The organism is Vibrio sp. R15-SG3-ISO1B (genome assembly GCF_059833835.1).
In genome coordinates this window covers 72957-94032 of record NZ_JCBDGG010000010.1, presented here as the reverse complement: position 1 = coordinate 94032, position 21076 = coordinate 72957, and the positions used below count along the sequence as shown (strand labels likewise).

Here is a 21076-nt window from a genome sequence, read left to right as displayed (position 1 = left end):
CCCTATCTTGTTCAATAAGACATCGTTGCATCGCGGGGTTCACAGTCGTTTTCACTGTGATTCTCCCCCGTTAGTGGCGGTGGTTATCAGGGAGCAGAGAAGGCAGATGGACATGGCACACACACTCAACGCTTGGATTTTGTCTCATTCCCATTCACTGGGGTGGATGATGATCGCGCTGATCCTCCTTTCCTATTTACTTGAAGATCTCGCTTTGGTGACGGCAGCGACCTTGTCGGTTAATCAAGTGATGGCGGTGGAGTGGGCGCTGCTGGCGATCTTTATTGGTATTGCCAGCGGCGATTTGGCGCTCTATGCCCTCGGGCGATTAGCACAGCGTATCGGTTGGTTGAAGGTTCGCTGTTTCCGACACCATAAAGCCCGTCGGATGTGTAAAAAGCTCAATGCCAACGCTTTTGTGACCTTGTTTATCGTCCGCTTTGTACCGGGAATGCGCAGCGTGAGTTACACCGTCAGTGGTTTTTTAGGCGTAGCGTTGCCGGTGTTTCTTTTGGCCGTTTTTATCGCCACAGCCATGTGGACGGCACTGATCTTTACCTCTTTCTATCAAGTGGGCGGTTGGATAGGCAGTGAGGATGCATGGACTCGCTGGTTGATGATACCTGTGGGATTGCTCGCGCTTTGGGCATTAAACCGCGCAGCGCAACAGTTTTGGAGAAGTGAACAGAATGCACAATCATGATGTGGAAGTGATCCCGCAAGGGAAGGTCAACGCAGGGATGCCCGTACTGAGCAAGCCAAAAAGAGTGATTTCGCCGTTTGAGTTTCTGCCAGCGTGGCTTTTTTATGCGCCGGTTGTGGTGCAAAGCGCGCTCCTCAGCGCAAGGCACCTAGATTGGGCACTGCCACTTATCGCTAACCCTGCCATCAAGTTAAGCGGCATGGTGGGCGAGTCAAAAAGCGACATTTTCGCCAGTGCCGGAGGGAAAACTCGCCAGTGGATTTTGCCCTACATCACTGTCGAAGTGGGTGACTCGTCAAACTCCGAAGATCTCAATAACGCGATGATGGCGCTGCATGATGCCGGGCTCGATTTTCCGCTGGTGGCCAAGCCTGATTTGGGGTGTCGCGGCGCTGGGGTCAAGCTCATCAATGACTCGGACGATTTGGCACGTTACTTAGCGCATTTTCCTGCCGGTGGCCGTTTTCTTTTGCAACAAAAATCCCGTTACCGCGCAGAAGCCGGGCTCTTTTACGTGCGCCAGCCAGGGGAGAAGCGCGGCAGAGTCATCTCGATGACACTCAAATACTCCCCCTTTGTGGAAGGCGATGGTGTTTCGACGCTTAGAGAATTGATCGCCCGCTGCCCACGCGCTGGGCGACTGCAACATCTCTATTTGCCGCGTCATGAGGCCAAGTTAGAGAGCGTGGTGAAAAAGGGCGAAGAGTATCCGCTGGCGTTTGCGGGCAGTCATTCTCGAGGCGCGATTTTTCGCAACGGCAACGCCTTTATCACACCGGAGTTGGAAGCGACGCTCGATGACGTGTTGGGTGAGTTTGAAGGGTTTCACTACGGCCGTCTTGACGTCAAGTTCGACACCATCACCGCGCTGATGCAGGGCAAGCGCTTTGATATTTTGGAAATCAATGGTGCGAGCAGTGAAGCCGCGCACATCTGGGATAGCGATACCCCATTGCTGCACATCTTTAGCACCTTACTGACACAGTACCGCTTGTTGTACCGAATTGGCTCTCAGCATAAGCAACGCGGGGTGAACACACCTTCTCTGGCGGCGTTATTCAACGCTTGGCGAGAGGAGAAAGCGTTAACGCAGCGCTACCCCATGACGGATTGATCAAAGGAATGATGATGAAAAAAGCGATGACTTCTCCCGCCACTCTCACCGCGAGAGCGACGCTCAGCGATAAACATAGGGCGAGCCTCTCTGGCGCGGTGCTAGGCGGCATTGAAACCTTGCACCAAGGTCAACGGTTTCTCAGTGTGCTCAGCAATGACGACTACGTTGCGTTAGCCGCGCCCCATGTATCGAGCTCGATTGGTGAGCACTTTCGCCATTGGTTGGATCTGTTTCATGCGATTCGCCATGCACAGGGGCAAGACCAAGCGCCACCACATGGCGAAATGAGCAAAATTGATTACAACGTGCGTCGGCGCGGCCATCCCGTCGAGCGAGATTGCCGCGTGGCCGAGCGAGAGATAGCGCAGCTGGTGGATTGGCTATGCCAACTGCCGCCAGATGCACTAGAAGCGCGAGTGAGTGTGGAATCGGAAGTGATGATGTCTCAGCGTCAAGTCGAAGAGGTGGAATCCACCTTGGCACGCGAGATTACCTTTGCCGCGTTGCACGCCACTCATCACTTTGCGATGGCGAAAGTGGTGGCGTCTCTGCGCGGCATCGAAGTGGAATCGGGTTTTGGCGTGGCTCCGGCGACCGCGACTTATCAGAGGGCTCAATAGCATGTGCACCTTATCTTGGACCTATCACGGCGTGAGTCATTACCGCGTCTACTTTAACCGTGATGAGCAGCGAACTCGGCAGCCCGCCACTGAGCCCCAAGCCATGCAGTTGGAGCAGGTTAACTGTCTGATGCCACTTGATCCAGAAGGCGGTGGCAGTTGGATCGCGACCAATGAGTATGGCGTGACTGTGTGTCTGCTCAACTTCTACCAAGGGCAGATGCCCCAAGGACCACTGACAAGTCGCGGGCAAATCGTTAAGCAGCTTGCCAGCAGTGTATCGAGTCAAGAAGTAGACAGAAGAATGTTGGCGCTGAACTTGAGTCACTATGCCCCGTTTACTGTGGTCTCGTTCGATACTAGTCGCAACGCGAATGAAACCGTAATGTGGACATGGGATGGCCAAGCGCTCAGCCATCATCGTGCGGTGGCGCCGATTGTCTCGTCTGGTCGGTTCTTTTATGACGCGCTCGACTATCGCACTAGCCTGTTTGCTGACTTGGCCTCTCAGTCGAATGATGACACGCTCGGTGAGCGTTTTCATACCCGACACGATACCCAGCGGCCTCATCTCTCGCCATTGATGGCCAGAGAAGACGCGCGCACCGTCAGTATTACGACCGTCCATGTCAGTCCTACCGACAAAATCATGGGCTATCAAGCGATCGACGCAGGCCCTTTGGCCGATGTATCCCCAAATGCACGCCACTACAACGTGCCAACCAGTATTGACCTACCCACCAGTATCAAGGAGTCATGACATGAAACTACTTCGTTTATTTGCGCTGCTTTTGGTCAGCGTCTCCGCCAACGCGGCGGATCTTATCTCCACCTCATTTTTTAGTAATAAGGCGGTCAGCGGCTACGATACCGTGGCGTATTTCACTCAAGGCCAAGCGGTCAAAGGTGACAGCCAGTGGACAACCGAATACCAAGGCGCGCAATGGCTGTTCTCATCCGCTGAGCACTTAGCGATGTTTGAAGCAGAGCCGGAAAAGTACGCTCCGCAGTATGGTGGCTACTGTGCTTGGGCTGTGTCTGAGAAGAGCGACTTTGCCCCTTCCGATCCTGAGCAGTGGGCGATTGTCGACGGCAAGTTGTACCTCAATTACAACGCGGACATCAAAGGGCGCTGGGACAGCGCGCGCACTCTGCATATTCAACAAGCCGACCAAAACTGGCCAGGTTTGATTGCTCAATAAGGCCAGCGGCGAGTTGACGCGCCACGTTTGTTAATCAAGAGGATGTGATTATGTACGCCAGTCCATTTCGTTTACCACGTAAAACCCCGTTCGGTGTTGGCGAAAGAGCGCTTGAATGGGCGACCGGTTTGTCGCAGTTGGACGCCTTGTATCAACAAGCGGCGCTGCCACAAGACAGTTTTGAGTTTATGCATGAAGCGCTGGCTAGAATCGGCACTCAGTATTCGGTTGATCACGGCAGTGTGTCGTCCATTCCACAGCAAGGTCCTGTGGTGATTGTCGCGAATCATCCATTTGGCGGTATTGAGGGCATTATTTTAGCCTCGCTGGTGGCGCAAGTACGCAAAGATGTCAAAGTGCTGGCCAATGAGCTGCTTAAGCGGATACCAGAGCTCGATTCACTGTTCATCGGCGTGGATGTGTTCGGCGGTGAACGGGCAAGAACCACCAATCGGCGCGCGATTGCTGAGGCCAATCAGCACTTAAAAGAGGGCGGACTGCTGATTCTCTTTCCTGCGGGAGAAGTGTCGGCATGGCAAGCCGATGCGAGGCAAATCACCGATAAAGCGTGGAGCCAGTCGGTGGCGAAGTTTGTCCGCCATGCCGAGGCGACAACCGTACCTATTTTTATTCAAGGCATGAACAGCAAATGGTTCTATCAAGCCGGTCGTGTGCATCCGCTATTGAGAACGGCCATGCTTGGGCGTGAACTGCTCAATAAATCCGGGCAGACGATTTCTGTTTCGGTCGGAGCGCCGATCCCGTTTTCTGAACTGCAACATTTCGATGATGATCAGCAACTGACCCACTATCTGCGGCTGAACACCTATTTGATGGGCAGTCGAGAGGAGAATACGGCAACTCGGCGATCTCCTGAAAGTGCCCAGCAGCCGATCATCGCGCCGATGGCCGTAGCAGAACTCGAGCAAGAGATGGCGACGCTCAGCGACTTTCAACTGCTCGAACAGGGCGAGTTTGTGGTCTACTGCGTGCCCACCGCGAGGATGCCGCGCATGATGCAAGAGATCGGGCGAGTACGAGAGGAGAGTTTTCGCGCCGTCGGTGAAGGCTCAGGACGCGGCTGTGATGTCGACGATTTCGACCCCAAATATCATCAACTCTTTGTGTGGCATCGCAGCGATCGCGCGTTGGTGGGCGCTTATCGACTCGGTTTGGTGGATGAGCTCACCGCGCAAGGCGGCATTGAGGCGCTCTATTCTCGCAGCCTGTTCGAGTACGATCACGCGTTTGTTAGCCAGTTGGGGCAATCCATCGAACTTGGCCGCTCAGTGGTCGCCGAGCAATACCAAAAAAATCTGCACTCCTTGCTGCTTCTTTGGAAAGGGATTGCGGCGTTTGTGGCGCGCCACCCCCGCTATACCCATTTGTTTGGGCCTGTCAGCATTAGCAACGATTACAGCCCAGTGGCGCGACAGCTCATCGCATCGGTGATGACGGTGCATCATTACGATCAAGACAAGGCGAAACTGGTTCGACCCACCACGCCACTGAAAGAGAGCGGCAACACCTTCTGGCGACCCGACATGCTCAGTTCATTGGCCGAACTGCCGTTATTGTCGAAAGTGTTGCAGCGCTTAGAGCGTGGGGTAGGGGTGCCGGTCCTGTTGCGGCAATATCTGGGGCTAAATGGCAAACTGGTGTGCTTCAATGTTGACCCTGCTTTTCATTTTGCTTTAGATGGTTTGATTGTGGTTGAACTGACGTCATTACCCGTAAGAACTTTGGGCAAGTACATGGGCAGAGAGTGCGCGCAGGCGTATTTAAGCCACCATAACCGAAAGGCATGAGTCATAAGTGATTCGACTAAACCGCGCGGGCTTATTGGCTCGTGCAAGCTAAGTGCTGGGGTATACTGGCGCTTCTCGTAACGGACCGCTCATACCCTCTTAGATTGGATATTCTCTGATTATGCCCCACATGATGACCTTGTGCTTGGCGCTTATCGCCTTTGCCGCCAACTCCTTCTTTTGTCGTCTTGCATTGGCAAGCGGCGCGATTGACCCGGGCAGCTTCACCTTGCTGCGTCTCTTCTCCGGTGCGGTCACTTTAGCCCTTTTACTGTTTATGCGCGGTCACTTTCACGGTAAGGCGTCGCTCGGTTTTCTCCGTTCGCCGCTCAGTTGGTGGTCTGCTATCGCTCTGTTTGTGTATGCGGTGTGTTTCTCGTACGCCTATACCGAACTCAGCACAGGGACGGGCGCGCTACTGCTGTTTGGTATGGTGCAAATGACGTTAATTGCCTATCACGTAGTCTCAGGTAATGCGCTGACTAAGCTGGAGAAAGTCGGTATTTTGGCCTCGGTGACAGGTTTTGTGGTTCTGATGCTGCCATCCGCGCAATCACCGAGCCTTGGCGCAGCGAGTTTGATGTTGGCCTCTGGCGTTGCATGGGCGATGTTTACCGTGCTTGGCAAAAAAAGCGGTGTCGCATCCGTTGCGATTACCCACGGATTTATTCTCGCCAGCCTCCTCGCACTGCTCGCCAGCCCCGCGCTGCTTATGGATGTCACCCTAACCTCTTCGGGCGTGATGTGGGCGCTTGCCTCGGGTATCGCCGCCTCAGGATTGGGTTATATCCTTTGGTATCAAGTGCTCAAGCAGATCACCGTGCTCAAGGCCTCCATCGCACAACTCGCCGTTCCGGTGATCGCCTTTCTCGCCGGTTCTATTGGGCTTGGTGAGTCCATCACCTATAGCGCTGTATTGGCTTCGGCTTTGGTGCTTGGCGGGATTGCGGTGATTTTTGTGGCGAAGGCGGAATGAAAGCGGTGACGAGTATGTTCAGACGATGTTCGACTCTTATTGGGGCGAAAACCATGTCATCTGAGTGACGCGTACGCTCCATCTGAAACAAGAACACCTATGTATAGAGGTACTGCCCTTGATAGTGATAAGATCCCCGCAACAAAATCAACGAGAAACACTATGTTCATCCATCATGTAAACGGTATCGACTGGCTGGTGATTACCGCTTTTGAAGAATTTAAAACGTTATTCATTGAAGACGCAGGTGAGATACCCCGTTGCTTTTCTACCGCTAGCGAATTGAGTTTGATTGATCAAGCTAAGCGCACGTACGGTTGTTTGCCTAGGCTCAGTGGCGTTATCACCGACACCGGGACTTTTCAAAGTCAAGACAACCAAGAAGATCTGAACCCGCAGCTCGCTTGTCTCGTAGAGGGACGTGGCCGAGTGTTTATCTATCACGGCGGCTTTGTCGCGTTTGTGGATGACGAGCAGACCTTTATTACCCGCATAGACTGAGCCTTGATCAGGGCACTGAAATCACTGAGTTTCCATCACTGCGGTTATCTCAATGCCGGGTTGTATTGGGCTAACGCGTATTTGGACAAAACCTTCTTAGCTCATCTGCCCAAAGCTATCAGGTCAGATGATGAAAAGTATCTTGTAGCCTTAAACACTTGTATGGCGCTCATCCCCAAAGGTTATTGCTTACTCAACAGGAACTTACGCAAATCTCGCTCAGCACGCATAACAAACAGAATATAGACTTTGTCACTGTCCTGTTTATAGAAAACACGACATGGATTAACGACAACTTCACGATAACTTAAATGTTCTAATTCTGGCGGAATACGACCTGATTCAGGGAAAGTTTCTAGGCGTTCGACTTTAGAGAAAATCGTTTGTACTAACTGCTTTGCCGCTACGACATTTTCAAGTGCTATGTATTCAGCGATATCATTGAGGTCAGATAACGCTGGCTCAGTCCAGATTATTTCAGCCATTTTGACATTTTGTCCTTGGCTTCATCATGACTCACCACTTTGCCGTCAGCTAGTGCGCGCTCACCTCGCGCAATACCCTCCAGAATAGCCAAACGATTTTGCATAAACTCGTAATCATCAACATCAACTAAATACGCGGATGGCTTACCATGTTCAGTAATTAACACTGGTTCTTTTGTGTCGTGGAGATCTGCGAGGATCTTAGTTGCTTGACGCTTGAGTGATGTAACTAGTTCTACTTTCATGAGAGCTGCTCCAAAGGAATAAAAAAGTGATACTATTCTATCACTTTGAGTATAGCAAGCTCCATGACGGCCACTTGAGTAACTTGTTAGCTGATTAACTTAAACGTTTAAGTCAATTTGCAACTGCGAACAGTCGACGATATGGAAACCAATTTCTTTGTCACTTAATGATTCATGATCAATTACGGGTCTAGCTTTAAACTGAGTTGCCTCAACATCAACAACTTTCAATAGTTTGTCCCTAAGCTCTTCATCCCAAGTGACATTAAAACGCTGACAATCCGATACGATTGCACCTCGGTGACTGCTGACGGAAATCATATCCAATCGACCGATAATATTGAGTGTCGTGGGTATTTCCTCTTTGCGACGACCTAGTAAGTTCTTATTTTTTAATGTAATCGAAGATCATTTACACCCGAACCAAAGTCGACATATTCTACATTTGAGCCATCTATAGATTTTATGACATTATCAACGGCAGATTTGGTCGTTTGCGCAGCTAGTAAAATCTTCGGGTCACCAATTAAGATCGAACCATCATTCAGGTTGCAACAGCATCCCTTAACGCAATAGCGTCTTTGTACAATGAAACAATTGTATTGGATAGTTGATAGCCACCGTCGTCGGCAAGAGGCGCAAAAAGCTCCTTGTTGTTCATAACGAAATCAACCAACAGCTCAATAGAACCTTCTTTAATTTCTACTTGATAGTCAATTTGTTCACGTATATGTCTATCCGCTTTAGACTTTCCTAAACTAACAGCTATGAGTTGATATAGAATGTTTCGATAATTTGAAATAAGTACATCGAGAGAGCGCAGGCTAAAACTACCTCCAGTAAATGCCAAGCCTTTGGCATATATTCTCAAATCCTCTTTCATAATACTCCTATCTCAATTATGGAGGTGTCAGCTAACGCTTTATAGACGGACTTTTTCAACCTTTGAATTCCGTATATTTTTCTGCCATTTGTTATGAAACTCAACTGATATCAGCCTGTTGTGTGAATCGACGTGTAATTTTGGGGGCGAGCTACGGAAAATTTCGTAGTATAAGAGATCAAAATACGCATTAGATTGACTTGGCCTATTGGTGTGCTGATCAGGTATTCTGTTCGCAGGTCCTGAGAAGGAGCGAGGCAACAATGAGCGACGAAAAATTGCACAGTTGCAGCTCATAAATCATTAAAAGCGGGGGGAACATCTGGTCACAAGATAACAGACTACTCATTTCTTTCTATTCTCTCTTTTAGCAGTGCTTTTATCTCCTGATGCTAAACCCGCGGTAACCCACCAATAATTTCAGCTCGTCTACTTGAGGTAACCTAGAGTCGCCTTTCCCCTCATATGTCTGCTCCAATGCAAAAAATTAAAGTCATATTAAACATGTAGTTAATGTAATTTTTATCAACATTCAGGGTGGTTACTAAAAGTTAACTAATTGCACTCGAAATGTAGGTAACCATAATAAACCGCAAGACAGCGAGATTATTGCTCGCTTTGTCATACAGCCAATTATTGAAGGGTTAATATCATGAGTCACGTTCTAATCATTAACGCACACGAGCCATCTCCATTTTCTGAAGGCAAACTCAATGCGGCTTTAGTAGAGAAAGCTCGCACCCAGTTAGAATCAAAGGGTCATGAAGTTCGCGTTGTCACAATGCAAGATGACATCGTAGTGGATGAACAACTGGCGAACTTTGAGTGGGCAGACCGAGTAATACTCCAATCGCCTGTCAACTGGATGACGATTCCGTGGTCTTTCAAAAAATACATGGATGATGTCTTCACGGCGGGGATGGGCGGTTCGCTGTGTGCCTTTGATGGTCGAACGCCGGAAGAGCCAAAGAAAAATTATGGAACAGGCGGCACTCGTACCAATACAAAATACATGCTGTCTTTCACATTCAATGCTCCAGAAGAGTCATTTAATGATGATAGCGAGTACCTGTTCCAAGGTCGTAGTGTCGATGACTTGATGTTCCACATGCACGCAAACTTCCGCTTCTTTGGTATGTCTGCACTGCCAACCTTTGCTTGCTACGACGTGATGAAAAACGCCGACATTGAGAACGATTTTGCTCGCTTTGAAGCGCACTTAGACGCACACTTTTGAGAAGATTGTTTTGAGCACAGTGCTTTAAGTAGGGGACCCATATGAATAATACAATTAAGCTCGACATTGTTAGTGATGTTGTCTGTCCGTGGTGCATCATCGGATACAACCATTTAACAGCGGCGATCAAACAACTCGGCATTGAAGATCGCATCGAGATCGAGTGGCAGCCTTTTGAGTTGAACCCGGATATGCCTGCTGAAGGTGAAAACCTTCGAGAGCACGTTGCTCGCAAATATGGCAGTACCGCAGAGGAAAGTCACAACGCGCGCCTTCGTATCGCCAGCATTGGCGCTGAACATGGCTTCAAGTTTAACTACTTTGATGACATGAAGATGGTAAATACGTTTGATGCACACCTTTTACTCGATTACGCCAAGAGCTTAGGCAAGCAGACTGAGCTAAAATTACGTTTATTTAGCGCATTTTTCAGTGAACAGAAAGATGTCTCTGACCGTGAGATTCTCAAGCAAGAGCTCATCACTGTCGGCCTAGATCCTGAAGAAGGGATGCGCTGGCTAGATGATGTTCAGCGACGTAACTCAATCCGCAGTACTGAGAAACAATGGCAAGAACTGGGCATATCGAGTGTGCCAACGGTGATTTTCAACAGAGAACATGCGGTGTCTGGTGCGCATCCAGTGGAAGGTTACAAACAGATCTTAACTGAGTTAATGGCTCAGACGAATCAAAGCTAGGTTACTAAAAGTATACTGGTTGCAACTGGTCTATTAGTATCTTATCGTTTTTTCTAGTTAGTAATGACTTCAATCCCAGGAGCCGAGATGACTTACTCACAAAAACTCAAAGCGGGTGACGCTTTTCCTACATTTGAGGCAACAAAGCTGGATGGAACCACAGTCAAGCTAGGCCAGCCTCAAGGTGATGCAACATGGCAAGCGGTGTTTGTCTATCGTGGTAAACATTGCCCACTTTGCACTAAGTATCTGAATGAAATTGAGACCTATAAACAAGCCTTTAGTGAGGCGGGCGTTGATATTCTGGCTGTCTCTGCTGACTCGAAGCAACAATTGGAGCAACACCTAGACAAGCTCGATATCAGTTTCCCAATCGCCTACGGTCTTACTGAGCAACAAATGAAGACATTAGGGCTTTACATATCGCTACCACGCTCCGAAGCTGAAACCGACCATAACTTTGCAGAGCCGGGGGTGTTTGTTGTCAATGAACACGGCAACCTACACGTGGTTGATCTATCCAATAACCCGTTTGTCAGGCCAGAACTTGGAGCACTGACTCGAGGTTTGGCATGGATTCGCAATCCAGACAACCACTACCCTATTCGTGGCACGCTAGACTACTGAGCCGTTAGGTTAGAGATACAACAAGGCAACCGTTTTGGTTGCCTTGTTACGTTATAGAGGGAAGCGATGAAGGTTACGCACGCTATTTCAGCGGAACATTCATTATTTGAGTTGCACATTGTTGCTTTCAGACCATTTTCTCAATTCATCAAGAATCGATAACGCACTGCGGCCAAACTCAGTAAGTTCGTAGCTGACTGCCAGGGGTTTTTCATTGAGCACACGACGTATTACCATGTTTTCACTTTCTAGCTCTTTTAGACGCTGATCGACCATCTTCTTGCTAGCGCCGCCCAACATTCTGGACAGATCATTAAACCTCACTGGGCCATCTTTGAGATGGTAGATGATGGAGCCTTTCCATTTGGAGCCCAAAATCCTCATACCTTTTTCGATCGCACAAGGTTCGGAACAGGCATCAACAACGCTCTTACGCCCTTTTGGGTCAACTTCAACTTTTGCTTTCATACAGCCCCGCGTCATTTATCAGCAATGATAATAAAAACGTCACTCATAGTGATAGAAGACCCACTTCGAATAGGTGTTCGAGTGGGCACCTAATTGCAAGTCTATTCCGGTATATATTAGTTACCTAGAGATTGAATGCAATCAGTATACTTTTAGTAACCTTGTGCATGACGAGCGGTAACCACTGACATGAAAGTTATTGGTATGAATGAAATCAACCCGAGAGATCATCGGTAAACTTGTACAGTTCCTCAAAGAAAGCTTGCGCCACGGGAGAAAGTGAATCAAGTGGCTGCTTCATCACGGCATAGAACTGGCTAGTTAGAAACCATTTTTCTGGTTGCAATGGAACTAAAGATTGGTCGTAATGGCCACGATCAATCAAGTGAGAAGGCAGAAAGCTCAAATGGGTGCCAGCCAGGGTGAGAAGCACGCTAGACTCTACATGCCAACCATCGTAGGGCTTAACTGAGGCATATTGCTCGACGTTGAGGAGTTCTAACATTTCGTCCTTGGCGTAGCCGCCCATATTGATACGACAGCCATCAAGGGAAAAATCTCGGTCCATGATTTTATCGGCTAGATCGCGGCGTGCGTAGAGGTAGCTTCGTTCATCAAACAATGGGTAACTATGCTTGAAGGCAGGCTTTTGATGTGTCCCCAGTACCACGACCATGATATCAATTTGGTTTTTGCCGAGTTTTTCGTTGAGTTGAGTGAAATCACCGACTTCAATGCTCACTTCGACGCTATCGCTGCGCTGATAAAATGACTCAACTGCTTTAGGTAGTGGGTTATTGGGGAGTGTAACAGTGTTGTCTAAGCAGCCAATACGGACGTGCCCCGAGAGTTCAGTTTTCACACCTCGTAATTTATAAGCAAAGTCAATAAGGGTAGATTTTATCTGATTTGCATATTTATAGACTTTCTCGCCCTCGTGAGTCAGTTCGAACCCCTTTCTTCCACGTTGGCATAGTGTTAAATCTAGACTCTTTTCTAATGCAATAAGCTGATTGCTTAGTACGGGTTGACTAAGTCCTGTACTTGCAACCGCTTGGTTGATGCCTCCTTGCTCAACAATTTCACAAAAAAGCTCTAATCTTCGTAGGTCACGCTTATCTAACTTATTGTTTGAACTCATTTTAATTAATACATTTGTTTTTTGTTATGTTTAAACTTTATTATATTCATTTAATAATAAAAAATACACCAGTATGATTTATTCAGGCTAATGGAATAACAATGCAAGGATGCAGCATGAGTAAAGAAACATACATAGAAGAAGAGACGACAGAGCCAGGCCAAAAAACTCAGACTCACAAGGCAATCGATGACTTCGAGTTAGAGCCAGTGCCAGAAAAAGCCAAGCGGTCTTGGTGGGTGATAAGCCTCATTTGGTTAGCGATTGGTATCGATATTTCTGGGCTTTTCTTGGGCTCTATCCTCAGTAGTGGTATTGGTTTTGAAGATGCCCTTATTGCAACCTTTGTCGGCTCTGGCCTGCTCGCGGTGATTGCGATGCTGTGCGCTAATATCGGCTTTCAATCTGGTGTGTCTACGCCTTTAGTGAGTAGCGCCGTTTTTGGTCGTAATGGTGGTAAGATTCTTGGGTTTATCAACGGTATCTCGCTGGTCGGTTGGTTTGCGTTCCAAGCAGACTTCTTTGCATTCATCCTCGTTGATGCTCTGGCAAACTATGAGATTGTGGTGTCTCATCTATCTGCGCTGATTGGTGGCAGTATTCTGATGATGGCGACGGCAATCTATGGTGTCCGTGCTCTGGGTAAGCTCAGTACTTACTCTGTGCCTCTCATGGTCACCCTCATTACTCTTGGCTTGTTCATGGCGGCGGATTACAAAGGTGGTAGCGCCCCTTCAATCACCGATCCCCTAACGATGGGGCAAGCAATCTCGTTTGTGATGTCCATCTGGATCCTAGCTGCCGTCGCCGCGCCAGATATTGCTCGTTACGCGAAGACCCGTAAAGATGCGATCTTAGGTGCAGGTATTGGTTTTCTCGTTGGCAACAGTGCCATCATCCTTATCGCTCTTATTTTGACTAAAATGACCGGTACTGATGACCTAGTTGAAGTCTTCTTTAGCCTAGGCTTGGGAATGGCTGCCATCATCGTGTTGGTATTCGCTCAATGGACGACCAACAGTAGCAACCTCACGTCTGGCGGCCTATGTATGTCGATGGTATTGCCAAATGTGCCACGTCCCATACTAGTGATTTTGATGACGGTCGCGGGTATCGCTATTGCCCAATTAGGCATGGTGGACAAGTTCACTGAGTTCTTGATGCTATTGAGTGTCACTATCGCACCCGCAGCGGGCGTTTATATCGCACAGTACTATGTGCTTGATTCGAACAAAATGAGCTTTGAGAACATTCAACAAGTGCCGGACTGGATGCTTAAAGGTTTGGCATCTTGGGTGTTTGGTACTGTATTTAGTGCTTGTACGGCCCCAGAGTTCTTTGACCTATTCTCGTTGACCAGCATTTCAGCACTGGATGGCATTGTTGCTTCAGGCGTGTTCTATCTTGCTCTGATGAAGTTATTCAAGCAGCAAAATCTTCCTAAGTGAATGGATATTAAGTAATAAGGAAAGTTGTAGTGATTATTACTGAACAGATGATTGACGATATCGCTCTGGGTGCCACCGTACTTGGCACCGGAGGTGGTGGTGATCCATACAGCGGCGCGTTGATGGCCAAGGTGGCGATTGCGACTGCAAAGCAACCTGTGCAATTAATCGCTTTGGATGACGTGCAGGACGATTGGATGACCGTTCCTTCGTCCATGATTGGAGCACCGACGGTGGCAGTTGAAAAGCTGAACTCTAAAGATCAAATGCTTATGGCGTATGAGGCGATGGAGAAGGCGCTTGAAACCGAAATAGCAGCGACATTCCCGATTGAAGTGGGCGGCTTCAACTCACTCATTCCTATCTTGGTGGCAGCACAAAAGAACATCCCTGTCATTGATTGTGATGCGATGGGACGCGCTTTCCCTGAAGCACAAATGGTCACGTTCTTTCTTGATGGCTTGCCATCGGCACCCAATACCTTAGCTGACGAGCGAGGCAACGTGGTCGCGCTCTATCCGGTTGATGGAGTTTGGTCTGAAAAGTTTGCTCGCCCAATTACCGAGCAAATGGGCGGCTCTGCAGCCATGTGTGATTACCCAATGGAGGGGAAAACCCTCAAGCGCAGTGCTTTGCCAGCGACGCTGAGCAAAGCGATGAAAATTGGTGAATCAATACGCCAAGCCAATGAGCGCAACCAAAGCGGCACTCAAGCGGTGTTGGATATTGTCGGTGGTCATATCCTGATTAGCGGCAAGATCGTTGATATTCAGCGCCAAACCGATGGTGGCTTTGCCACGGGTGGGGTGGTGATCGAGAAACTTGCTCAGTTTGAAGACTCGGGGGTGGATTTAGTCTTTGTCCAGTTCCAGAATGAGCTTCTACTCGCCCATAAAGGACGCAGTAGGGCGGATATGTCACAAGAGAACTTGTTGGCATCAACTCCTGACCTTATCTCGATCCTTGACCATGAAACAGGCAAGCCCATCACTACGGAACAACTGCGATATGGTCAGCGCATCGACTTAATCGCTTACCCTTGCGATCCGAAGTGGCGCACAGCGAAAGGGATTGAAGTAGCAGGACCAAACTACTTTGGTTATACCGTGGATTATCAGCCTATCGAACAATTGAAATCGGCGCTTAGAGGGGAGTAATGGGATGATAAACAATAGATTAGATTACTGCCGTTTGGGTATTGATGTTGGCGGTACGAACACCGATGGTGTGCTGCTCGATGCCGATCTCAACGTGATTGCCAAGATCAAAACCGCCACCACTCATGATATTTCAACCGGGATTGATAATGCAATATCAAAGCTATTGGAGCAGGTGAACATTGATGGCTCGCATGTCAAGCATGCGATGCTTGGCACAACGCAATGCACCAATGCGATTGTTGAGAAAAAAGGACTCGACCGAGTGGGTATGATCCGCCTCTCTTTACCTAGTGGTGATAGCGTTCCGCCATTGTGTGGTTGGAGCCAATCATGGCAGAGATTACTTGGTGAACACTTCTATCAAACGCACGGTGGATATGAATACGATGGTCAACTCATCGCTGAGATACAAGAGCAGCAGATCCGCGATGTCTGCCGAAAGATGAAAGATCAGGTTGACTCGATTGCCATCTGTGGTGTGTTCTCTCCGGTGAATGGTGATCAAGAGTTGAGAGCTGCTGTGTGGGTGGCTGAAGAGCTTCCGGGTGTGAATATCTCACTGTCTCACAAGGTTGGAAGCTTAGGCTTACTCGAGCGTGAGAATGCAACAATCTTGAATGCAGCGCTTCAAGGCACAGCCAAGCGCTTTGTTGACGGATTTTGCAGTGCTCTAGTCAATCACGGTATTCAAACAACGCCTTACTTTGGTCAGAACGATGGCACACTGATGTCACAGCAGTTCGCATTGTTGTACCCAATCTTAACCGTCGCTTGTGGCCCAACCAACTCTATTCGTGGCGCGAGTCATCTTACTAAACTCAAAGATGCCATTGTGGTTGATGTGGGTGGTACAACATCCGATATTGGCGTGCTTACCCACGGATACCCTCGTGAGTCTAGTCTAGCCGTCGAAATCGGAGAAGTGCGTACCAACTTCCGAATGCCCGATATTCTGGCATTAGCGATTGGTGGCGGAACCAAGGTCGCCATTGATCAAGAACATATCGTACTGGGACCTGAAAGTGTTGGCCACACCTTGACTTCCGCGGCGCGCAGCTTTGGCGGTGATGAGCTGACGTTAACGGATGTCGCGCTAAAGACAGGCAACATGCAGTGGCAAGCTGCTCATCCTTTGACAGATAACATCGGCATTACTCAGCAGCAAGCAAAGGCGGTTTACCAACAAATGGTGCTTGATGTGGAAGAGGGTATCGACAAGATGAAAACCTCTGCTGCCAGTGTGCCTGTGATTATGGTCGGGGGTGGCAGTGCGCTTTTCCCAGACCATCTCGAAGGGGTAAGCCAAGTGGTTCGTCCAGAACATTTTGAAGTTGCTAATGCGATTGGGGTTGCTCTTGGGGAGATTTCCGGGCAATTCGATAAAATAGTACCGATTGAACCCACTTTGCGTGAAGAAGTGTTGCTAACACTAGAAGAGCAGGCAAAGCAGTTAGCGATTGAAGCGGGTGCATGTGGGGAGAATGTCTCCATTATCGAGCGCAGTGAAATTCCACTGAGTTATCTGCAGGGCAATATGGTTCACGTAAAAATCAAAGCGGCTGGGCATATTAAGATGAACTAGTCAGGGCTCGATAGAACGGTCTCTAAATTATGATGCGACTTGCTCATACACGTAGCATCTCTCACTCTTCGGGTTACTTTTTTAGGTTTCTGGCTACAAATCATAAATTTTCGTTATTATTTTTATAACTATCGATAATTTTTCATTTTGTTTGGTCGACCTTATACTTCTCTCTATTGAAACAAAACACGCAACAAATAAATCAGTTTTTGGAGAAAGTTATGAAAATGAACCACGTTGGTATCATGGTGGGTGATATGGACAAAGCGGTCGAGTTCTACACGAAAGCACTCGGTCTTCGCATTGTGATGAACAACACCAAAGTGATCGAAGAGCGCGAATCTGCGATCGGTCGTATGTGTATTGCTGTCTTTGGTGAAGGCTTTAAAGGGTTTAACATTGCTCACTTAGTGACAACCGATGGGATCGGTGTTGAGCTGTTTGAAATGGTTGACCGTGAAGAGCGCCACAAGGTTGATTTCTCTCGCCTAGGTATCTTCCACTTCTGTCTTCAACTCCCTAAAGAGCAATTTGAACCAGCGATCAAGCGCGTAGAAGAGTTTGGCGGTAAAGTGCGCATGGATATTCACCGTTACCATCCTGAAGATGATTCTAAGCAAGCGCAAATGGTGTACCTAGAAGACCCGTTTGGTAACTTATTTGAGTTCTACTCGCACTCTTATGAAGACACTTACGCGTCTGATTACGAGTAATGCGTTGACTCGCTAAAGCGATGATATTCATACCCACTAGAGCTTTGCTCTAGTGGGTATTTTTTTATCTATATGAGTTTGGTGCTTGTCTGTGTCGCCTGGGCTAACGCAGCTTGTATTGCGTGGGACAATAGGCCCGTAAAACGCGTGGATCTCGGCGTTGGAGGTGTTTGGTTGCCCGTCCGCTGACTCTTGCTCTCCAAAGCTTAAAACTGCGTGGTTTGAGGTGGAAACGCATCAACTGAATAACAGCGGATTCATTGAGACCAAATTGCCACTCAATGGCCTCAAACGGGGTTCGGTCTTCCCAAGCCATTTCGATGACTCGGGATTGCATTTCTTGAGATAGATTCATTAATCACTCGCAGAGGGTTTTTGACCTTTTACGCGTTGAGATGGACCTTGGTTCAAGTCTGGCGAGTGAAACGCTTTAACCTTTATGGCGTTTGGCGACTAAGGTAAATTTGTAGTCACTCGACTTAAAGTAGTTTCGGCTGTACTCAAACACGACATCACCAAGCAGGTAGCCTCGTGTGCGCTTTTCTATGATGGGGTCGGCTGGGTTTATGCCTAGTAGTTCGGCAATATCTTGCGGAGGTAAAACGGGAATGATCTCTTGTTCGCTGCGATCAATGACCAATCCTTTCTGCTTTTCAATATAGTCGTATTTTGACCCTTGCATCACTTGGTAGGTCAGATCAGGGAACATGGCGGTAGGCATCCAGGTCTCTTCGACGGTAATGGGGTTGTTGTCAAGAAAGCGAACGCGCTTGATATAAAAAATACGCTCTCCTTCTTTGATGTCGAGGTGTTCAGCCATCGTCAGCGATGCGGCTTGAATTTCAAAAGACAACACATCACTGTGAGTGACCCCATCTAAATGCGCCCACTTCTCTGCAAAGCTACTCTGTTGGTAGATGTCGTAGTTAACTTTGTTCTCTTTGACGTAGGTGCCACTGCCTTGAATGCTCTCCAGCTCTTCATTTTCGACCAGCAGTTTTAACGCTTGTCGAACCGTCACGCGGCTGACGGAAAAGGCTTCTCTCAGCTGTGCTTCAGTTGGAAGAGCTTGACCGACTTTGTACTCTCCCGAGCGGATCTTTTCTCGTATCGCATCTGCGATTTGTCGATACATTGGCAGTCTTGCCATGTGGACCTCGTTTGCTACTCACCCTTTGAGACAACACCTGCTGTACTGAGTCCCAAATACGCTATATTTTAGAGGTATCATACGAATTTAGTGCAATATGACAAGTGGTTGTTTGTAAGTTATTCCTTTGTTGATAATACAACATTAATACATATATTGACGCAAATGAGATCTCGATCATGGATCATTTGTATTTAAGATGTATTATTGGGCTCATTGTTGAACAGACAACAATACACGAATGAGACAATGGGACAAAAGTTATGAATTTGACATCTCTTACCAACCCATCGCTGATCAACCTACAAACGACGTTTAACAGTCGTGATGAAGCGATAAAAGCGCTTGCTGAACAACTAAACCAACAAGGCAAGCTGCATGATAAAGACGAGTTTCTCAAAGCGGTGTTTGTACGCGAGGAACAAGGCCCAACGGCGCTTGGCGAAGGCTTAGCTGTACCTCATGGCAAGACGGATGCGGTCAAAGAGGCGGCGTTTGCCGTCGCGACCTTAAAACAGGATCTCAAGTGGCAAGGATTAGATGAAGAAGAAGAGGTGAATCTGATCTTCCTTATCGCGATTCCTAATGCAGAAGCTGGGTCGACGCACATGCATTTGCTCACTGAGCTGACGACCACATTGGTCGATGATGACACACGTGAAGCGGTCCTTAATGCGACAACAGTAGAACAAATTCTCACGCTACTCAGTAACGAGCAAGAGACACCTAAAAAACAAGACAACTTAGATACAAATGCGCCGACAATTGTCTGCGTCACTGCCTGTCCTGCGGGCATCGCGCATACATACATGGCAGCAGAATACCTTGAGAAAACGGGTAAGAAGTTGGGCTATCACGTACATGTCGAGAAGCAAGGCGCAAATGGCATTGAAGATAGGCTCACCGCAGAGCAACTCAACAAAGCCACGGCTGTCGTGTTTGCTGCTGAAGTCGCCATTAAAGAAATCGAGCGTTTCAACGGTATTCCGCGTGTTGAAGTTCCCGTGGCAGAGCCTATCAAGCATTCTGAGCGTATTTTGCAACAGGCTGTCGAAGCAGGTAAAAAAGGTATCGGGGCTGAGCGCACTATCGCGACCGACGATAAACCAAAAAAACTACCACTGAAAACTGAGCTCAAACAAGCGCTGCTCTCTGGTATTTCTTACGCGGTACCTCTGATTGTGGCTGGCGGTACGGTCCTTGCTGTCGCTGTTCTTATCGCGCAAATTTTTGACTTGCAAGACTTATACGCCACCCAAGATTCTTGGCTTTGGATGTACCGCAAGTTGGGCGGTGGCCTACTAGGGACACTTATGGTGCCTGTTTTAGCGGCGTATACGGCTTACTCATTGGCGGATAAACCCGCTCTCGGTCCCGGTTTTGCAGCGGGTATTGCCGCGAACTTGATTGGCTCAGGCTTTCTGGGCGGCGTCGTTGGCGGTTTGATTGCAGGTTACGTGATGCGCTGGGTGAAAGAGAACATTCGTCTCAGCCCTTCATTTAAAGGCTTTTTGACCTTTTATCTCTACCCTGTCATCGGTACGCTCGTTGCGGGTTCTTTGATGTTGTTTGTGATTGGTAAGCCAGTCGCATGGTTAAACCAAGGGCTCACAGATTGGTTGAACGGTTTATCCGGTACTAATGCGTTGCTGCTTGGCGCGGTCATTGGTTGCTTTGTCTCCTTTGACTTGGGCGGGCCGGTCAACAAAGCCGCTTATGCATTCTGTCTAGGCGCGATGGCAAATGGTGTTTATGGCCCATACGCTATCTTTGGCTCGGTCAAAATGGTATCGGCGTTCACTGTTACAGCGTCTACGCTTCTTGCTCCTCGTCTATTTAAGGACTTTGAAATAGAAACGGGCAAATCCACTTGGCTGCTTGGCCTTGCTGGCATCACGGAAGGCGCCATTCCTATGGCGATCGAAGATCCTATCCGAGTGATTGGCTCCTTCTTACTGGGCTCAGTGGTGACAGGCGCGATGATTGGCGCGGCGGGGATCGGCCTCTCCACCCCAGGAGCGGGTATCTTCTCTCTCTTCTTACTTCATGATTCGGGATTAGGTGGCTTTACCGCCGCGGCTATCTGGTTGGGCGCAGCGCTCATTGGTACAGCCATCTCGACTATCACTCTACTTATGTGGCGAGCACATGCGGTAAAAAAGGGCAAATTTGAAGCCCAGGTCGCTCAGTAAGCCGCACTCTCTCTAAATAAAAATAATAACTCAGGGCACAGGATAACTGTGCCCTCATTTAGCACACCTATTCCCTTGGTATACAACGAATTCAACACTGCAATGCAGTTCGAAAGGTAC

Annotated in this window: 23 protein-coding genes; 16 read left to right on the top strand and 7 right to left on the bottom strand. The window is 48.4% G+C overall.

Features of this window, described 5'->3' with window-relative positions:
• The first annotated feature begins 106 nt into the window (after positions 1-106).
• The 8 genes from AC6R0S_RS03545 to AC6R0S_RS03510 all read left to right on the top strand — a co-directional run bounded on the left by AC6R0S_RS03545 (position 107) and on the right by AC6R0S_RS03510 (position 6927).
• Complete coding sequence (locus tag AC6R0S_RS03545) at positions 107-703, top strand: DedA family protein (protein WP_500637224.1); 597 nt, start codon at positions 107-109, stop codon at positions 701-703.
• The gene (locus AC6R0S_RS03540; protein WP_500637223.1) at positions 690-1817 is read left to right on the top strand and encodes a D-alanine--D-alanine ligase; all 1128 of its coding nucleotides are present in this window, start codon (positions 690-692) and stop codon (positions 1815-1817) included. The genes AC6R0S_RS03545 and AC6R0S_RS03540 overlap by 14 nt, the downstream gene beginning before the upstream one ends.
• Positions 1818-1843: 26 nt before the next feature.
• Positions 1844-2440 (top strand): hypothetical protein, encoded by a 597-nt coding sequence (locus AC6R0S_RS03535; protein ID WP_500637235.1) that lies wholly within the window; start codon positions 1844-1846, stop codon positions 2438-2440.
• A 1-nt stretch (position 2441) separates the two neighbouring features.
• Positions 2442-3200: an NRDE family protein gene (locus AC6R0S_RS03530; protein ID WP_500637222.1), complete on the top strand. Its 759-nt coding sequence runs from the start codon at positions 2442-2444 to the stop codon at positions 3198-3200.
• Position 3201: 1 nt separating this feature from the next.
• On the top strand, positions 3202-3642 hold the full coding sequence (locus AC6R0S_RS03525) for a YHS domain-containing (seleno)protein (protein WP_500628188.1): 441 nt from the start codon (positions 3202-3204) through the stop codon (positions 3640-3642).
• Positions 3643-3692: 50 nt separating this feature from the next.
• Positions 3693-5450: a bifunctional lysophospholipid acyltransferase family protein/GNAT family N-acetyltransferase gene (locus AC6R0S_RS03520; RefSeq protein ID WP_500637221.1), complete on the top strand. Its 1758-nt coding sequence runs from the start codon at positions 3693-3695 to the stop codon at positions 5448-5450.
• A 121-nt stretch (positions 5451-5571) separates the two neighbouring features.
• Entirely contained in the window at positions 5572-6426 is an 855-nt protein-coding gene (locus AC6R0S_RS03515; RefSeq protein ID WP_500637220.1) for a DMT family transporter, read from the top strand.
• Positions 6427-6588: 162 nt separating this feature from the next.
• Positions 6589-6927, top strand: coding sequence for a cytosolic protein (locus tag AC6R0S_RS03510; RefSeq protein WP_500630909.1), 339 nt, complete (start codon positions 6589-6591; stop codon positions 6925-6927).
• A gap of 182 nt (positions 6928-7109) precedes the next feature.
• Here the strand turns inward: AC6R0S_RS03510 and AC6R0S_RS03505 are convergent, their stop codons facing one another.
• From AC6R0S_RS03505 to AC6R0S_RS03495, 3 genes are all read right to left on the bottom strand, one after another.
• Positions 7110-7412 carry a type II toxin-antitoxin system RelE/ParE family toxin gene (locus AC6R0S_RS03505; RefSeq protein WP_086495638.1) on the bottom strand — a complete coding sequence of 101 codons (303 nt, stop codon included), beginning with the start codon at positions 7410-7412 and terminating at the stop codon, positions 7110-7112.
• A complete protein-coding gene (locus tag AC6R0S_RS03500) occupies positions 7400-7657 on the bottom strand; it encodes a type II toxin-antitoxin system Phd/YefM family antitoxin (RefSeq protein WP_005448240.1) in 258 nt (85 codons plus the stop codon). The genes AC6R0S_RS03505 and AC6R0S_RS03500 overlap by 13 nt, the downstream gene beginning before the upstream one ends.
• Before the next feature lie 544 nt (positions 7658-8201).
• On the bottom strand, positions 8202-8540 hold the full coding sequence (locus AC6R0S_RS03495) for a hypothetical protein (RefSeq protein ID WP_500637219.1): 339 nt from the start codon (positions 8538-8540) through the stop codon (positions 8202-8204).
• A 652-nt stretch (positions 8541-9192) separates the two neighbouring features.
• Here AC6R0S_RS03495 and AC6R0S_RS03490 point away from each other — a divergent pair.
• The 3 genes from AC6R0S_RS03490 (at position 9193) to AC6R0S_RS03480 (ending at position 11102) form a co-directional block, all read left to right on the top strand.
• Positions 9193-9777, top strand: a complete 585-nt coding sequence (locus tag AC6R0S_RS03490; RefSeq protein WP_500637218.1) for an NAD(P)H-dependent oxidoreductase — start codon at positions 9193-9195, stop codon at positions 9775-9777.
• A 41-nt stretch (positions 9778-9818) separates the two neighbouring features.
• Positions 9819-10475, top strand: coding sequence for a DsbA family oxidoreductase (locus AC6R0S_RS03485; RefSeq protein WP_500637217.1), 657 nt, complete (start codon positions 9819-9821; stop codon positions 10473-10475).
• Positions 10476-10562: 87 nt separating this feature from the next.
• Positions 10563-11102, top strand: a complete 540-nt coding sequence (locus AC6R0S_RS03480) for a peroxiredoxin family protein (protein ID WP_500637216.1) — start codon at positions 10563-10565, stop codon at positions 11100-11102.
• A gap of 102 nt (positions 11103-11204) precedes the next feature.
• Here AC6R0S_RS03480 and AC6R0S_RS03475 read toward each other — a convergent pair whose 3' ends face one another.
• A complete protein-coding gene (locus tag AC6R0S_RS03475; RefSeq protein ID WP_334553241.1) occupies positions 11205-11570 on the bottom strand; it encodes a winged helix-turn-helix transcriptional regulator in 366 nt (121 codons plus the stop codon).
• Positions 11571-11784: 214 nt separating this feature from the next.
• Positions 11785-12711 carry a LysR family transcriptional regulator gene (locus AC6R0S_RS03470; protein ID WP_500630904.1) on the bottom strand — a complete coding sequence of 309 codons (927 nt, stop codon included), beginning with the start codon at positions 12709-12711 and terminating at the stop codon, positions 11785-11787.
• A gap of 101 nt (positions 12712-12812) precedes the next feature.
• Here AC6R0S_RS03470 and AC6R0S_RS03465 point away from each other — a divergent pair, with 101 nt between their 5' ends.
• From AC6R0S_RS03465 to AC6R0S_RS03450, 4 genes are all read left to right on the top strand, one after another.
• The gene (locus AC6R0S_RS03465) at positions 12813-14159 is read left to right on the top strand and encodes a purine-cytosine permease family protein (RefSeq protein ID WP_500630903.1); all 1347 of its coding nucleotides are present in this window, start codon (positions 12813-12815) and stop codon (positions 14157-14159) included.
• 29 nt (positions 14160-14188) lie between these two features.
• On the top strand, positions 14189-15316 hold the full coding sequence (locus tag AC6R0S_RS03460) for an S-methyl thiohydantoin desulfurase family protein (RefSeq protein ID WP_500637215.1): 1128 nt from the start codon (positions 14189-14191) through the stop codon (positions 15314-15316).
• A 4-nt stretch (positions 15317-15320) separates the two neighbouring features.
• Entirely contained in the window at positions 15321-16901 is a 1581-nt protein-coding gene (locus AC6R0S_RS03455) for a hydantoinase/oxoprolinase N-terminal domain-containing protein (protein ID WP_500630901.1), read from the top strand.
• A gap of 221 nt (positions 16902-17122) precedes the next feature.
• Entirely contained in the window at positions 17123-17614 is a 492-nt protein-coding gene (locus tag AC6R0S_RS03450; protein ID WP_334553242.1) for a VOC family protein, read from the top strand.
• Between the two features lie 103 nt (positions 17615-17717).
• Here the strand turns inward: AC6R0S_RS03450 and AC6R0S_RS03445 are convergent, their stop codons facing one another.
• Positions 17718-17969 (bottom strand): TIGR03643 family protein, encoded by a 252-nt coding sequence (locus tag AC6R0S_RS03445; RefSeq protein ID WP_500637214.1) that lies wholly within the window; start codon positions 17967-17969, stop codon positions 17718-17720.
• A gap of 75 nt (positions 17970-18044) precedes the next feature.
• Entirely contained in the window at positions 18045-18764 is a 720-nt protein-coding gene (locus tag AC6R0S_RS03440; protein WP_487902768.1) for a GntR family transcriptional regulator, read from the bottom strand.
• A 263-nt stretch (positions 18765-19027) separates the two neighbouring features.
• On the opposite strand from AC6R0S_RS03440, the gene mngA reads away from it, so the two are divergent.
• Entirely contained in the window at positions 19028-20956 is a 1929-nt protein-coding gene (gene mngA, locus AC6R0S_RS03435; protein ID WP_500637213.1) for a PTS 2-O-a-mannosyl-D-glycerate transporter subunit IIABC, read from the top strand.
• Positions 20957-21076 lie beyond the last annotated feature (120 nt).

Excerpts from the sequence above, each read along its gene's own strand:
- AC6R0S_RS03455 (WP_500630901.1), top strand. The coding sequence starts at position 15,321 with ATGATAAACAATAGATTAGATTACTGCCGTTTGGGTATTGATGTTGGC.
- AC6R0S_RS03505 (WP_086495638.1), bottom strand. The coding sequence starts at position 7,412 with ATGGCTGAAATAATCTGGACTGAGCCAGCGTTATCTGACCTCAATGAT.
- AC6R0S_RS03465 (WP_500630903.1), top strand. The coding sequence starts at position 12,813 with ATGCAAGGATGCAGCATGAGTAAAGAAACATACATAGAAGAAGAGACG.
- AC6R0S_RS03515 (WP_500637220.1), top strand. The coding sequence starts at position 5,572 with ATGCCCCACATGATGACCTTGTGCTTGGCGCTTATCGCCTTTGCCGCC.
- AC6R0S_RS03495 (WP_500637219.1), bottom strand. The coding sequence starts at position 8,540 with ATGAAAGAGGATTTGAGAATATATGCCAAAGGCTTGGCATTTACTGGA.
- AC6R0S_RS03510 (WP_500630909.1), top strand. The coding sequence starts at position 6,589 with ATGTTCATCCATCATGTAAACGGTATCGACTGGCTGGTGATTACCGCT.
- AC6R0S_RS03440 (WP_487902768.1), bottom strand. The coding sequence starts at position 18,764 with ATGGCAAGACTGCCAATGTATCGACAAATCGCAGATGCGATACGAGAA.
- AC6R0S_RS03480 (WP_500637216.1), top strand. The coding sequence starts at position 10,563 with ATGACTTACTCACAAAAACTCAAAGCGGGTGACGCTTTTCCTACATTT.
- AC6R0S_RS03500 (WP_005448240.1), bottom strand. The coding sequence starts at position 7,657 with ATGAAAGTAGAACTAGTTACATCACTCAAGCGTCAAGCAACTAAGATC.
- AC6R0S_RS03475 (WP_334553241.1), bottom strand. The coding sequence starts at position 11,570 with ATGAAAGCAAAAGTTGAAGTTGACCCAAAAGGGCGTAAGAGCGTTGTT.
- AC6R0S_RS03545 (WP_500637224.1), top strand. The coding sequence starts at position 107 with ATGGACATGGCACACACACTCAACGCTTGGATTTTGTCTCATTCCCAT.
- AC6R0S_RS03490 (WP_500637218.1), top strand. The coding sequence starts at position 9,193 with ATGAGTCACGTTCTAATCATTAACGCACACGAGCCATCTCCATTTTCT.
- AC6R0S_RS03520 (WP_500637221.1), top strand. The coding sequence starts at position 3,693 with ATGTACGCCAGTCCATTTCGTTTACCACGTAAAACCCCGTTCGGTGTT.
- AC6R0S_RS03525 (WP_500628188.1), top strand. The coding sequence starts at position 3,202 with ATGAAACTACTTCGTTTATTTGCGCTGCTTTTGGTCAGCGTCTCCGCC.
- AC6R0S_RS03485 (WP_500637217.1), top strand. The coding sequence starts at position 9,819 with ATGAATAATACAATTAAGCTCGACATTGTTAGTGATGTTGTCTGTCCG.
- AC6R0S_RS03540 (WP_500637223.1), top strand. The coding sequence starts at position 690 with ATGCACAATCATGATGTGGAAGTGATCCCGCAAGGGAAGGTCAACGCA.
- AC6R0S_RS03450 (WP_334553242.1), top strand. The coding sequence starts at position 17,123 with ATGAAAATGAACCACGTTGGTATCATGGTGGGTGATATGGACAAAGCG.
- AC6R0S_RS03470 (WP_500630904.1), bottom strand. The coding sequence starts at position 12,711 with ATGAGTTCAAACAATAAGTTAGATAAGCGTGACCTACGAAGATTAGAG.
- AC6R0S_RS03530 (WP_500637222.1), top strand. The coding sequence starts at position 2,442 with ATGTGCACCTTATCTTGGACCTATCACGGCGTGAGTCATTACCGCGTC.
- mngA (WP_500637213.1), top strand. The coding sequence starts at position 19,028 with ATGAATTTGACATCTCTTACCAACCCATCGCTGATCAACCTACAAACG.
- AC6R0S_RS03535 (WP_500637235.1), top strand. The coding sequence starts at position 1,844 with ATGACTTCTCCCGCCACTCTCACCGCGAGAGCGACGCTCAGCGATAAA.
- AC6R0S_RS03445 (WP_500637214.1), bottom strand. The coding sequence starts at position 17,969 with ATGAATCTATCTCAAGAAATGCAATCCCGAGTCATCGAAATGGCTTGG.